Here is a 13297-nt window from a genome sequence, read left to right as displayed (position 1 = left end):
CCTACTTGAACCGACTTGAAGCTACTTGCTCCACGTCCAGGTGACGACGCGGGCATCGTCGTCACGCGAACGATCGATACTCACCTGTAGATAGCGCTCGGAGAGCACCTCGGCGAGCCCCATTCCCCACTCGGCGACCACGACGCTGTCCTCAAGGTCGGTGTCCAAATCGAGCGAGTCCAGCGCATCGAAGGCCTCGCCATCGGAGCCGGGTCCCTCTTCGCCGAAGAGTCGATAGGCGTCGACGTGGATGAGGGTGACGCCGTCGGTTGCCAGCGGACGGTGCTCGCGGGCGATTGTGAACGTCGGCGACGTCACGCGACCGCGCACATTCATGCCGCGGGCGATGCCCTGCGTGAGGGTCGTTTTGCCCGCGCCGAGTGGGCCATCGAGAATCACCAGATCCCCAGCTGCCAACTCCCGGCCAATTTCCTCGCCGAGGTCACGCATGTCCTCTGCGGTTGGCGCGATGCGGCTGCGCACCCACTTTCGCTCGCTGCGTCCCTTTGGCGCAGTGAGGATTTCGTAGTTAATGGTGCCGGATGCCTTCGCGAGGTCATCGAGACCGGGCTCCCCCAGTGCGGGATCACCAACGATAACCGCAGTGTCGCCGGCCTCGACATCGGTGTCGGGTCCCAGGTCGACGACGAATTGATCCATACACACGCGCCCTACCTGCGGATAGCGTGTGCCATTGATGCTGACCTCGAAATGCCCGGAGGCCGAGCGCATCATGCCGTCGGCATAGCCACAGGGCACGATGCCGACGGTGGTATCGCGGTCAGCTGTCCACGTCTGCCCGTAGGACACCGACTGCCCCGCCGGCAGCTTCTTGACCAAAATGACCGACGCCTCCCACCGCATCGCCGGACGCAATCCATGGGTGGCACCCACAATTGGCTCGCCACCATAAATCGCCAGCCCTGGGCGCACCATGTCGAAGGCCAGGTCCGGACGCGACAACGATGCCGGCGAATTCGCCGCATGGTTAATCAGCTCGTCCAGCCCCGCCTCACGCAGTGCCGCAATCGCAGCACGGAAATTCTGCGCCTGCTTATCGACGCTCTCGTTGCCCGGCTCATCCGCGCACGCAAAGTGCGTGAAAGCACCGGTGATATTCAGAGCACCGGTCTTGTGCAGCTCAACCAGCTGAGCGACCGCATGCTCAAAGTCCCCATTGGCCATAGAGAATCCCGAGCGGCCCAAACCCGTATCGACCATCACCGTCACACGTGGTGTCACCGACAGCGCCCGCCCGGCATTGGCCACGGCCAGCGCATGAGCCATCGACGGCAGACCGAGGTCAATATCTGCAGCCACAGCGCGCTGCACCAACGAGGTGGCTGCTGCGTCCCAGATCCAGGCGAGGATGGGGATGGTGTGGCCGTCGTCAAGCGTGGCGCGGAGTTCCTCGCGGAGGGAGAGCGCCTCGTCGATTGTTGCGACACCGAGCTGCGTTGCCCCGCCGGCCAGCGCGGCACGCGCGGTCTGCAGCGCACCCTGCGAGTAGCCGTCCGCCTTGACGACGGCCATGAATTCCGACACCCCTGCGATGGCCTTGACGGTCTTCACATTGTGGGTGATCGCGTCGAGATTAACGGTATGGGTCAGGATGGCTGGTGCCGAGGAAGTCATAGCCGTATTTTGCCACTGCTGCCTTCGTTGGTGAACCATGCGGTGGCATCTCGGATGGATTCGGCGATGTCCTGGGCGCTGCAGGGTGCTGGTCCGAACTCTGTCTGCGCGGCCAAAAATGCGGCGCGCGCATGAATAATTGCTGGTAGATAGAGGGCTTCGCCACGCGCTACCCAGGCGCCGAGGAGCCCGGACAGTACATCGCCAGAGCCCGGCGTGGCTGCCCAGGAGCTACCCGCGTCAATCACGACTGTGCGCTGCGTTGTCGGATTGACCATCACAGTGCGGCGTCCCTTGAGCAACACTTCGGAGGAGAACTGCTCGGCAAGTTCACGCGCATCTGCGATGGGGTTAGTGACCTCGTGCCCGGTCAGGCGCTCGAATTCACCGGCGTGCGGCGTGAGAACAGTGCGCAGGTTGCGCTCCTGGCCGCGCTCACGAACGAGCTGTCGGATGTCCTCATGCTTCGACAGCAGTGTCAGTGCGTCAGCGTCGATGACCACTGGTTTGTCAGTGGCCAGAATGTCTCGCAGTTCCTCGGCGGCTTTCTCATCAGTGCCCCGACCGGGACCGACGACCCAGGCATCGACGCGTACCTCTTTGCGATCCACCGAGTCCTGCTGCGTAATGACCGTCGGCAAGGCTGCGGTGATGCGGTTACGTGCGGCCGCGTCGCCGACATAGATGACCGCGGGACTGGTCGCATGCACGGCAGCGGTGACGCACAGCTGACCTGCGCCGGGATACGCCTCGCTACCGGCGGCGATTCCTGTAACTCCAGTGGAGTACTTGTGGTCTGCAGCACCGGGTTCGAGCGGGGTCATCGCGCCAAGTGGTGCCGGAAAGCTCCCGCCTAGGGCTTCGTAGAACTCCACGGTCGGAGTCTGGTGGTGGACGGCATTGTAGGTACCGTTTTCATAGAGCGTCTGCCCCAGTCCTGGAAGTTCGAGGGAGAAGGCATCGAGCGCAATTTCGTGTAATTCGACGGTGCCACAGGATTCGGACAGCGAGTGCGCGTAGCGCAGACCGCCGAAAGTCACCGTTGTCGTGGCCTCGACGTGAGATGGCAAGTACGGGTTCTGTCCCTCCTCCAAATCAGGGTCTGGATTGATGGTCTGGGCAGGCGGGTCAAAAGTACGCCCAGTATCGGCTTCTACGCCGCTCGGCACATCAACCGCGAGAATGGGAACTTTGCCCAACCGCGCTTCGCGCACCAACCACGCGGCCTCTTCACGCAGCGCGCCGTGACCTCCGAGCCCCACGATGCCGTCGATGATCAATGCGTAGTCTTCACTAATCGACCACAGAATCTTCGATAAATCCGTCTCCCGGTCACACCCCAACGGCAGCACCCGCCCACCTGCGAGTTCAAAAGCTTTCAGCGCCCGTTCATGCGGCTTCGAGCCCAGCAAAACCGCATCCACGCCATGCCCATCCGAGGACAAGTTTCGGCCAGCATAGAGTGCATCGCCACCATTGCCTCCCGATCCGACCAACAGCAGCACGCGACCGCGACCAGGCTCCGGAGATGCCTCTGAGAGCATCCGCTCCGCCACCTCCGACACAGCGGCGGCTGCGTGGCGCATGAGTTCGTCGTCACGCGTTTGTGCGTCCAGATAGGGCTGTTCCGCGGCGCGAATTTCGGCAGCTGTGTAGCAGTACGTCATAAACCCAGCCTACGATTAGCCCCTATGGATGACTACTCCCCGAGCACGCGAGTTTTCGGCCCTCTACTGCGCGCCTTTCCGCAGGCATACCTGCGCTCGTTGCGTCATCCCGAATGGATCCCCCACGGCGTGCAGGACGTTCGCGAAATCCTCGACGGCAAAGTCACTCCTGACCTGGACAGATACAACGGTCGCACACCAATTGTCCTGGTTCACGGCACCTGGATGAACTCGTTCAACTCCTTCGCCATGTTGGGGCCGTTCCTCGCCCGGAATCGCCCCGTATTCTCACTCGATTACGGCTCCGACCCCGCCGCGCTGGTCAGCCGTCTCCGTAGCGTCAAAGCCACCACCGATTTGAGCGATGCGCTCGCTGAAGTCACCGACCTTCTCGACCGCTTCCGTGCCCACCTCTCCCTACCCCGCATCGACCTCATCGGTCATTCCCAGGGCGGTCTACACTGCCGCAGCTACGCCAACGCGAGCATCGATTCGCTTTACGACGAAGCTCTGAACCGTGGCCTCAACGAAGAAGCAGCCGAGCAGTACGCCTCCGACAACAGCCCCGTGCGGGCAGTCATCTCTCTTGCGGGAAACCACCGAGGCACTACTGCGTGGGGCATGCGCCGAAGGCTCAGTGCCCTTGAGCGATGCGGCCTACCGATGCACAAACTCGTCGACCGCCTTGTCGGCCGTGCCTGCATTCAACAGCTGCTGGACTCTGACTACATTGCGACTCTGAACCGCGCAGCGCGTGGCATTACCCGACGTGGTCCGCACTACCTGAATATCGGCACCCCTTTTGACACCGTGGTTCGCCCGTGGACCGGCGCCTTTTTGCCCGAACAAGAGGGTCACCACATTACGAACGTCAACAATGCCACTGGCGGTGGCGACTGGTCTGATCACCTCGCACTGCTCTACTCCCCCAATACGCTCGAACGCATTCACGAGTTCTTGGAGGAACTGGATGGCGCTGAAGCTGGTGATGTTCCGCATCATCCGCGACAGCGAGTCCTGCCTTTGTACGGCGCCCTGCCGAGGGGCCTCGGACGGAGGAGGCTCGGACGGAGGGGCCGGATCTAATTCAGCACAGAATTTTAGAACATATTTCCAGAATTCTATTGACAGTTTTTCAAACAGGTGTACGATTTGGGTTGTAGGGAAAATTTGTAAGCGAAAGTTCTTTGTCCGGTGCACAGGGGTTGGCGGGACTGGTTGACACAGCCTCTCCATGCTTCTCTCCACCACAGAACTCAATCTTCAATTCTCCGGCGGACACGTAGTAATCAGGGGGATAACCAATGTCATCGCCGCCCACAGAACTTCCAGCACCAGGTCAAAAGCCCTCATGGGCCAACCAGCAATCCGACGACCCGATTAGCAGCGCGGCCCGTGCCATCAACGCCGCAGACCTTCAACTGATCGATATCTGCGCTCCCGGTGAGGAGGTCGATGTCAATCACCATCTTGCCCGCATAAGCATTCGAACCGGCCTTAGCCGCGGCAAGTGTTCTACGCTGTGCGAAATTGCGCTGATGTTCGAACGCCTACCAAAAGTCCGGGCTCTCATCGAATCCACCTTCTGTTTCTCGTTAGCCCATCTCCGCGCCATCGCCAATGGCGTTGCCGGGCTGTCACCAGATCAGTTCGACACGGTAGAGCCCCATCTTTTGGAAATGCTCACTCCGACGCGACCTCGACAAGCAATGGTTGGTGTCTACACGCTGTCTCGTCTAATCGGCGACTTGGTTTCTGAGTACAACGACTGCGCCCGCAACGACGGCACCCAACGGGTTCCAGAAGGCGAAGCGGTCGCACTCTCCGACACGGGCGATGGCAAGCACAAAAAGGTCACAGCAATCCTTGAAAACGACCGCGCGACCGAGCTCATGGCCAGGATTCAGGGGATTCGCAACACAGCAATCAATCGTGGTGAACAGTGCACGCAGGCGGAAGCGCTACTACAGCTGGCACAGAAATCGACCAATGCCGAGATTGTCATCAATGTCTACCGCGAGGTCGGCGGTGGGCCAGCATGGATTGATGGCGTCGGCTGGTTGAGCGAGGTAGCCACCGAAGAATGGCTTGCTCGCGCAACTCACATCCGTATCTCCGCCGACAGCAAGGTGGATGGTTACCGCCCCACCGAGAGCCAGGTGGCTCGCGTCCGTGGGCGTGACGGTACCTGCCGCTTCCCCGGCTGCGACGTCCCGGCAGCCAAGTGCGACCTGGACCATATTCAGCCGTACAACCACGACAATCCCAAGCAGGGCGGGCCGACTGACACTGAGAATCTGCACTGTCTCTGCCGCCGACACCACAATCTAAAAACGCACGAGGGCTGGGATATCGACAGATACCCCGACGGAACAGAAGTGTGGACTTCCCGTAATGGGGACACCGCGACTAGCGTTCCGGTTGGGCCGCTAAAGAACGTCGGCAAGCAAACTTTTCATCAGCGTGTGACACGGAAGATGAAGACGATTCAGAAACGCAACCTCGATTGGATGTTGTCATTTTGCCATGTATCCGATGAGGTCTGGGACCTATCCGAGGAAGAAGCAAAACGCATCGAGTCCCTCACGGATGAAGAACTCGATGCGGAGATTGAGCAGTACCGACGAAAGCAGGACGAACTACTCGACGGTGACTGACTTAGCCAGGTTGCGCGGCTTATCGATGTCCTCGTTACCGCACTGGCGAGCGATCTCAGCTGCCAGGAACTGCATCGGAATCGTAGACAACAGCGGCTGGAGCAGCGTGGACGTCTCCGGGATTTCAATCAGGTAGTTCGCAAAAGGAACCACCGACTGATCCCCTTCTTCGGCAATCACGATGGTCTTGGCACCACGGGCACGAATCTCCTGGATGTTGGAGACAATCTTGGAGTGCAGCACGGCGCGCCCCTTCGGCGATGGCACTACGACGACGACCGGAAGATCATCCTCGATGAGTGCAATTGGGCCATGCTTGAGCTCGCCTGCCGGGAACCCCTCTGCGTGAATGTAGGCAAGCTCCTTGAGCTTCAGCGCACCCTCAAGTGCGACTGGGAAACCAACGTGACGGCCGAGGAAGAGCATCGTCGGAATAGCACCGATTTCCTTGGCCGTGTCGATGAACTCATCGCCCTTAGCGACGACCTTGTCAATCAGTGCCGGGATGGTCTCCAGCTCTTCAAACTCGCGAGTGACCTCGTCCGGGTACTTAGTGCCGCGTGCCTGGGCAAGAGCCAAACCGACCAGGTAGTTTGCGGCTACCTGCGCCAGGAACGACTTGGTTGCAGCAACACCAATCTCCGGGCCGGCGTGCGTATAGAGCACGGCGTCAGACTCACGTGGAATCTGTGCACCGTTGGTGTTACAGACAGCCAGCACGCGGGCGCCCTGGCTCTTTGCGTGTCGCACGGCCTCAAGGGTGTCAGCAGTCTCGCCCGACTGCGAAATAGCGACCACCAGCGTCTGGCGGTCCAGCACCGGATCGCGGTAGCGGAACTCGGACGCGACCTCAATCTCGACCGGGATACGAACCCAGTGCTCAATGGCGTACTTGGCCAACAAACCGGAGTGGTATGCGGTACCACAGGCGACGACGAAGACCTTCTCGATGTCACGCAGATCTTGGTCACTCAGGCGGGACTCGTCGAGAACGATGCGGCCGTCAACGAGGTGACCGGCCAACGTATCGCGGACGGCGGCAGCCTGCTCGTGGATTTCCTTCATCATGAAGGAGTCATAGCCACCCTTTTCGGCTGCGGCGAGATCCCAGTCGATGGTGAATGGTCGACCCTGCTGCTCGTTGCCGGCGAAATCCAGAATGCGGTAGTCATCTGCGGTGATGATGACGACGTTGTCCTGCCCCAGCTCCACGGCCTCGCGGGTGTGCGCGATGAAAGCCGCAACATCGGAGCCGAGGAACATTTCGTTTTCGCCCACCCCGACAATCAGCGGAGTGGAGCGACGAGCAGCGATGATGCGATCCGGGTGGTCTGCATGAGTAAACAGCAGCGTGAAAGCACCCTCGAGGCGGTTGAGCACGGACAGCGCAGAGGCCTCGAAATCACCAGCGGTAGATCCGCCGTCGGAACCGTCCAGGGCACGGGCGAGCATGTGCGCGGCGACCTCGGAGTCGGTTTCGGACTTCAGCTCAATGCCGGCATCCTCCAGCTCCTGACGTAGCGGAGCAAAGTTCTCGATAATGCCGTTGTGGACGATAGCCACCTTGCCGTCATAGGACTGGTGTGGGTGGGCATTCTCATCAATTGGGCGACCGTGGGTAGCCCAGCGGGTGTGCCCAATTCCGGTGGTTCCAGTGATTTTGTCGCGCCCATCCGCATCAAGGGCAGCCTCGAGGTTGGCGAGTTTACCGGCCTTCTTCTCTACAGTGATATGCCCCTGATCGTCGACAATGGCAACCCCCGCGGAGTCATAGCCACGGTATTCCATGCGTCGTAGCGCATCGACAGCAATATCCAGGGCGGGCTGATGGCCCACATATCCAACGATTCCACACATGTCCTACAGAATAACCCGCGAAGCGGAAAATCGTCATAACGAAATAGACATTCTCGCTCATCCTGGCACTTTTTCAGCAAAGGTATGCACCTTATAGTTAAGCTATTCACTGTGGCTGACAACTTGAAGACTCTGACATCTAATCTTTCCAAGCGTGGACCGCACCGCGTCATGGTCGGTGATCTCGCTTTTACTGGCCTGCCGGGAAAGGTCTACACGCCTGCCGAGGGCAATGGCATCCCCGGTATCGCCTTCGCACACGATTGGCGCACACCGATTGAGGAGTACCACGCCACGCTGCGTCACCTAGCTTCGTGGGGCATCGCGGTCGCTGCTCCGGACACCGAAAATGGCATCGTGGCAGATCACCGTGGTCTCGCCAACGATTTGGAGACAGCGCTCCAGATTCTCGCTGGTGTCCGCCTCGGTGAGGGCAAGGTCGTCGTCCACCCGAAGAAGCTTGGCGTTGCCGGTCACGGCATGGGCGCGGGTGTAGCCGTCCTCGCCGCTGCTGGTCACGACCTCATCTCCGGCGTTGGCTGCGTCTTCCCCGCAACTACCGCGCCTTCCTCCAGCGCCGCTGCAACTAATGTCTCGGCCCCGGGCCTCGTCCTGGCCCCTGGCGAGGATCAGTGGCTCGATCGCGGCAACCCGGCTCGCCTGGCTGTTCAGTGGAAGGGCGATGTCGTTTACCGCGAAGTAGACAAGGCTGACCAGGGCAGCTTCTCGGAAACAACTCTTCTCCGTCGTCTAGCGGGCTTCTCTTCCTCCAAGGTGAAGTACCAGGAGGTCGCGCGCGCCGCGCTCACAGGCTTCCTGCTGGCCACGGTCGGTGACGACAAGAAGTACTCAGATTTCGCAGACCCGACCGCCACTATCAAGGGCACAACTAACCGCGACATGGAGTGGCTCATCAAGGAGCTGCCGGAAAACCCGGAGCACTCGCTGATTCCCGGCAAGTAGTCACTAGGCCACGCTTCAGGACACGCCCCGAATCGACTTCACCGTCGGCGTCCCTTTCCCCGCCCGCCCGAACAACCGCGTAACGGTTCCCTTCGGTCGGGCGGTTTTTTGTTGCTTTTCGACGCCCGCCGCCACCTCCCTCTCCTTAATTTCGCGTGCTTTACGACGCTCCTCCAAACCCTGCAATTCTTTCTGTGCCCTCTGTACCGCCGTATCGAACTCCTGCCTAGTCATTGCAGCAGCGTCGTAATAGGCCTGCCCAATCCGGTCATATTTCGCGGCATGCTTACTCCCCATTACCACTCACCTGCCGTTGGCGAATTGACCGCGCCCACAAGCTCCTGGGCGTTGGGCTGCTCAGGGGGCTCGGGCACAGCTGAAGCAGATTCCTGCACTGATGCTGCCGAATCCTGGGCTGGTGCTGGCTGCGGCTCTGCTTGTGGTTCTGGCTGCGGTTCCGCTCGCTGTTCTGCTTGCGTCTCCTGTGGCAGCTCGATTCCCAAGTGCTTTAGTTTCTCAGCTGGAGGAGGCGGTTCAGGAACATTTTCAGGTTCGGGCTCGGGTTCAGGTTCGGGCTTGGGTTCGGGTTCAGGTTCGGGCTTGGGTTCTGGTTCGGGTTCCGGCACACAGTCCTCCGGCGCAGGAGCTGGTGCTGGTGCTGGCGCTGGCGCAGGCGCCTGTTCGCACACTGGCTCTTCCGTCTCCGTGCACATGTCTAAGTTGAGCAGTGAGGACGCGACACTGCCCGCAACACCCACAGCCCCCGCAATTCCAGCGATACTGGCCGCCCCGGCAGCGCCAATGGCACCTCCAACGGATATCCCAGCAGCAACGCCTGCCTCTATCCCAGTATCAACGTTGGCAACGACCCCAATTCCACCAGCGATAGCACCGTTGCCACCGGTCACAGTAGCTCCTTCGCCACTCACAGACTCAGCCACCTCTGCACAGGCCGCCGAGGTAGCACCCGAACTGGCAGGGACAGTAGGAGGCTGCGGCGGGGTGGCGACCACTGCGGCCTCAGTGTCACACGCTGCCTGCTCAAGACACTGTTCGATGCATGCATTGCGTGCATCGTAGAGCTGACCAGTGGAGTCGACGAGACTGTTACACACCTGCTGGGCCACTTGTGCGGCTTCGGCGCCGACCTCCGGATCGTCGACAAGCGCTTCGCACTGAGAGAGGATGCCGTCGGTTTGCTCAGCCATATCTTCGGCCTGCTTCTCGCAATCCTCAAGGACCTCGTCGACTTTCTTGCCGCACTCGCCGACGCTCTGCGCGCCATTGGCGGACTGCTCATCCTGATTCGCACAATCCTGCGCAGCTTTATCGCAGCGCTCCTTGGCGGCGTCGGCGGCATCGCCTTTCAAACCGCCCCAATCGAAAGCCATAGCAATAGTTATCGCGGAGGCTATCAACCCCACGGAGTTAGAGAACTTGGACAGGGCGCTGCCCTTCCAGCCGTCAGCGCGTCGCACCTTATCCAAGACTTTGGGCAGATTCTTGCCGATGCCGCCAACCCCGCGCTTGGCTCCAATACGGCTTCCACGGCCAATAACACGCACCAATATCGGAAGAATTCGAGCAACCCATGGCATCAGTCCACTACCTCAATTCCACCGAGGTCGGCGCTCCCGGCGCTGTCACAGCCTGCAAAGACACGCCACTGTTCCCGCACTGCCGGAGCATGATTGCCAAGTCCCGCGTACATCGATTGCCCGTGCTCACGCAGCCTCGCTGCCGCCTGCTGCAGACGGCGCCCCTGGGCGGCAAAACCCTGGCCACAATCTGCTGCGGAAATATCAGGAGCGCTTCCCCACCGCTCATGGCCTTCACGGCCGCGCTGCTCGATCTCTCGGGCAGCCGCTGTCACTGCATCTTCCGAAAAGTGCAGCAAGCCTCCGCCACTGCCTCCAGTAAAACGTGCGGACACGAAAAATCCCCTTCCCCGCGAAAAACAGTTCTTATTACTGTTAGGCGCGAAAAAAGAGGATTCGGTTCCGTCTAAGTACTAGCGCGGGTGCCCCCGGGGGCTAACGAGCGCGGTAGATGCGCTTACACCCCTCAACACCGGTGAAGCTGAATGGGCCGGTGCCAATCAGGGCGTCGTCTCCCAGGTTGGAGTACTCACCCGGATCTTCATGCGTCACCTGAGCGTGGCGGTAGTAGGTCGGATCATCGAGCTTCACGCGTTCATCCAGTTCACGAGCATTATCTGCGGCGCGCAGCTGGGACTCGTAGCCCTCGACCACATTGCCGGTGAGGAACTCAGCAACCGAGCCGGAACCATAGGAGACAACAGCGACCTTCTTACCAGCCAGGTCCTTCTCGGTGTCCAGCAGCGAGAGCAGGCCGAAGTAGGCCGATGCGGTATAGGAGTTACCGATGATGCGGTTGTACGCGGTGGTTGGGCCGAGCTGGCGGGCCTCGTCCTCTGCGGTGAGCTCCACGCCGTTATTGGCCGAAAGCTGCCGATGCGCCTTGTAGGCCATCTTGGTAAACGGCTGGTGGTAGCTGAAGTAGTCAATCTCGCTGAAGTCCACACCGCCGCGGGCACGGTAGTCCTCGTAAGCACCCTGAACAGCGTCGATGTAAGCACTAATAGAGAGCTTGCCCTCCACCAACGCCTGGCTGCGGTGGTTCGGACGCCAGAAATCCATAACTTCGCGGGTGAAGACGCCCGAAGCGGCATCGATAGCCAGGATGCGCGGATTAGCGGTCACCAGCATGGCTACAGCACCTGCGCCCTGGGTCGGCTCCGCAGCGGAGTCCAGGTCATAGCGGGCAATGTCGGAGGCGACAACGATGACCTTCTCCTCCGGATTGCGGGCCACCAGAGCGCACGCGAACTGCAGCGCCGCGGTACCGGAGTAGCAAGCCTGCTTCAGCTCGACAGATCGCGCGTGCGGGTCAAGACCGACCAGCTCGTGGACATAGACAGCAGCGGCCTTCGACTGGTCGATACCGGTCTCAGTGGCGAACATGATGGTGCGCACGCCGTCGATACCGTGGCGGTCGACGATCTTCTTCACCGCGGTCGCGGCCATCGTCACCGGATCTTCATCAGAGGCAACCACGCTGGAGCGTTCCTGCCCCAGGCCCTTGTGGTACTTTGCCGGTTCCGCTCCGAGTCGGGGCGCAATATCGGCGAGGTCAATGCAGTACGAACCCGTCGCAAAGGCGATGTCATCAATACCGATCGGGGTCACATTGCTTGTTGTCATCAAAACCGTGCCTTCACTACCTCTACAGATTTTTAAGAAATAACGGGCAACGAAACATCCCCCATGTCATCAGAACGGCCATCAGAGCAGTCATCAGACCACGGGATATTTTGCCCACAAAATGTTAATTGCCTACTACAGAAATCTAGCGCGTTTACCTGAGATTTGTCTTAGGTTTTGCGAATTGTCGCAAACGACTATTCACAAACCACTACTTCGCACGCTCGATAGAAACGTGCGCCTCCATCAGCTCACCCGGGTTCGTCTGTGCCGCGAGCAGGGAAAGCTCACCACACCAGACGATTGCCGCGCAGCACGCTGCTAGACGACGGGCATTCTCGCCCGGCTCACGGTCCTCCTTGCAGCCCAGCGCCGTGAGATTCTTCTCCACGAAGTCCAAGCCCTTGCCGTTGCCCACGGAACCGACGATCAAATGTGGCAGGGTGCAGCTAAAGCGCACGGAGCCGTCGTCAAGCGCCTCTACCTGCGTCAGCCCCTGCGAGCCTTCGACGATATTCGCAGCGTCCTGACCGGTAGCGAGGTAAAAGCCCAGCAGCATATTGGCGTAGTGCGCATTACCGCTGCGCAGCGAACCGGCCATGATGGAGCCGACGAGGTTCTTGCGTTCGTTGAGCTCAGCCAGGCGCTTGGCGGTAGTGCGCAGACGCTCGCGGACAACCGGCTCCGGAATGACGGCCTCGGCGATCACGTACTTACCGCGGCCCAGAATGCCATTGACGGCGGAGGTCTTCTTATCGGTGCAGTAGTTGCCCGAGATGGAGCCATAGCCCAACTCTGGCATCTGCTCCATCAGGTAGGACATCAAACGCTCAGACGCCAGCGTGGCCATGTTGTGGCCCGAGGCATCACCGGAGAAGAATTCAAAGCGGACAAAGAGAAGACGCGATGCGATCTGGAAGTGAATATCTACCAGCTTGGCAAAACGCGAAGAGGACTCCACGACCTTCTTCAGCTCGTCATAACGAGACAGGATGTTGTCGCGCGCAATGACGGCATCCGCTGCCGAGTCGAGAGTGAAAATCACCGATCGGGTCATCTTCTCACCGACGAAAGTGCAGGTAATGCCACCTTCGATCATGCGGGAGACCTTCGCACCGCGACCACACGACGGCCACAGCGGGGTCTCGTAAGTCGCCAGCGGAATCTTCACCTCGTCATTCATGACGTTGCCACTAATGCGCACCGGACCAATCCAGCTCAGCGGTACGTGTGCATATTCCAGGTCGTGCGAGCTCTTTTCAGCCATTGTCCTATGCGACCCTTTCTAGCTGCA

General features: G+C 60.2%; 11 protein-coding genes. 3 read left to right on the top strand and 8 right to left on the bottom strand.

Annotated elements, in window-relative coordinates; genetic code table 11:
- Positions 1 to 21: 21 nt before the first annotated feature.
- Together alr and HMPREF2681_RS00855 are read right to left on the bottom strand one after the other, a co-directional pair.
- Positions 22 to 1635: an alanine racemase gene (gene alr, locus HMPREF2681_RS00860; RefSeq protein ID WP_070545672.1), complete on the bottom strand. Its 1614-nt coding sequence runs from the start codon at positions 1633 to 1635 to the stop codon at positions 22 to 24.
- Positions 1632 to 3302, bottom strand: a complete 1671-nt coding sequence (locus HMPREF2681_RS00855; protein ID WP_016422108.1) for a bifunctional ADP-dependent NAD(P)H-hydrate dehydratase/NAD(P)H-hydrate epimerase — start codon at positions 3300 to 3302, stop codon at positions 1632 to 1634. The genes alr and HMPREF2681_RS00855 overlap by 4 nt, the downstream gene beginning before the upstream one ends.
- Before the next feature lie 24 nt (positions 3303 to 3326).
- On the opposite strand from HMPREF2681_RS00855, the gene HMPREF2681_RS00850 reads away from it, so the two are divergent.
- Together HMPREF2681_RS00850 and HMPREF2681_RS00845 are read left to right on the top strand one after the other, a co-directional pair.
- Positions 3327 to 4388: an esterase/lipase family protein gene (locus tag HMPREF2681_RS00850; RefSeq protein ID WP_070545669.1), complete on the top strand. Its 1062-nt coding sequence runs from the start codon at positions 3327 to 3329 to the stop codon at positions 4386 to 4388.
- Positions 4389 to 4606: 218 nt separating this feature from the next.
- The gene (locus HMPREF2681_RS00845; RefSeq protein WP_049169963.1) at positions 4607 to 5959 is read left to right on the top strand and encodes an HNH endonuclease signature motif containing protein; all 1353 of its coding nucleotides are present in this window, start codon (positions 4607 to 4609) and stop codon (positions 5957 to 5959) included.
- On the opposite strand, the gene glmS is transcribed toward HMPREF2681_RS00845, so the two are convergent.
- Positions 5942 to 7816 carry a glutamine--fructose-6-phosphate transaminase (isomerizing) gene (glmS, locus tag HMPREF2681_RS00840; RefSeq protein ID WP_049193252.1) on the bottom strand — a complete coding sequence of 625 codons (1875 nt, stop codon included), beginning with the start codon at positions 7814 to 7816 and terminating at the stop codon, positions 5942 to 5944. The genes HMPREF2681_RS00845 and glmS overlap by 18 nt on opposite strands.
- A 111-nt stretch (positions 7817 to 7927) precedes the next feature.
- Here glmS and HMPREF2681_RS00835 point away from each other — a divergent pair, with 111 nt between their 5' ends.
- Positions 7928 to 8779, top strand: coding sequence for a dienelactone hydrolase family protein (locus HMPREF2681_RS00835; RefSeq protein ID WP_049169967.1), 852 nt, complete (start codon positions 7928 to 7930; stop codon positions 8777 to 8779).
- 15 nt (positions 8780 to 8794) lie between these two features.
- On the opposite strand, the gene HMPREF2681_RS00830 is transcribed toward HMPREF2681_RS00835, so the two are convergent.
- The 5 genes from HMPREF2681_RS00830 to HMPREF2681_RS00810 all read right to left on the bottom strand — a co-directional run bounded on the left by HMPREF2681_RS00830 (position 8795) and on the right by HMPREF2681_RS00810 (position 13270).
- Entirely contained in the window at positions 8795 to 9076 is a 282-nt protein-coding gene (locus HMPREF2681_RS00830; protein ID WP_049190377.1) for a hypothetical protein, read from the bottom strand.
- A complete protein-coding gene (locus tag HMPREF2681_RS00825) occupies positions 9076 to 10344 on the bottom strand; it encodes a procyclic acidic repetitive family protein (RefSeq protein WP_246815962.1) in 1269 nt (422 codons plus the stop codon). Before HMPREF2681_RS00825 ends, HMPREF2681_RS00830 begins: the two co-directional genes overlap by 1 nt.
- Before the next feature lie 32 nt (positions 10345 to 10376).
- A complete protein-coding gene (locus tag HMPREF2681_RS00820) occupies positions 10377 to 10712 on the bottom strand; it encodes a hypothetical protein (protein WP_049169972.1) in 336 nt (111 codons plus the stop codon).
- A 100-nt stretch (positions 10713 to 10812) separates the two neighbouring features.
- Positions 10813 to 12003: a hydroxymethylglutaryl-CoA synthase gene (locus tag HMPREF2681_RS00815; RefSeq protein WP_070545663.1), complete on the bottom strand. Its 1191-nt coding sequence runs from the start codon at positions 12001 to 12003 to the stop codon at positions 10813 to 10815.
- Positions 12004 to 12214: 211 nt separating this feature from the next.
- The gene (locus HMPREF2681_RS00810; RefSeq protein ID WP_048731505.1) at positions 12215 to 13270 is read right to left on the bottom strand and encodes a hydroxymethylglutaryl-CoA reductase; all 1056 of its coding nucleotides are present in this window, start codon (positions 13268 to 13270) and stop codon (positions 12215 to 12217) included.
- Positions 13271 to 13297: the final 27 nt, after the last annotated feature.

Source organism: Corynebacterium sp. HMSC064H12 (assembly GCF_001809925.1).
Taxonomy (GTDB): Bacteria; Actinomycetota; Actinomycetes; order Mycobacteriales; family Mycobacteriaceae; genus Corynebacterium; species Corynebacterium jeikeium_D.
The sequence above is the reverse complement of the archived record's forward strand: the minus strand, read 5'-3'. Positions and strand labels throughout refer to the sequence as shown.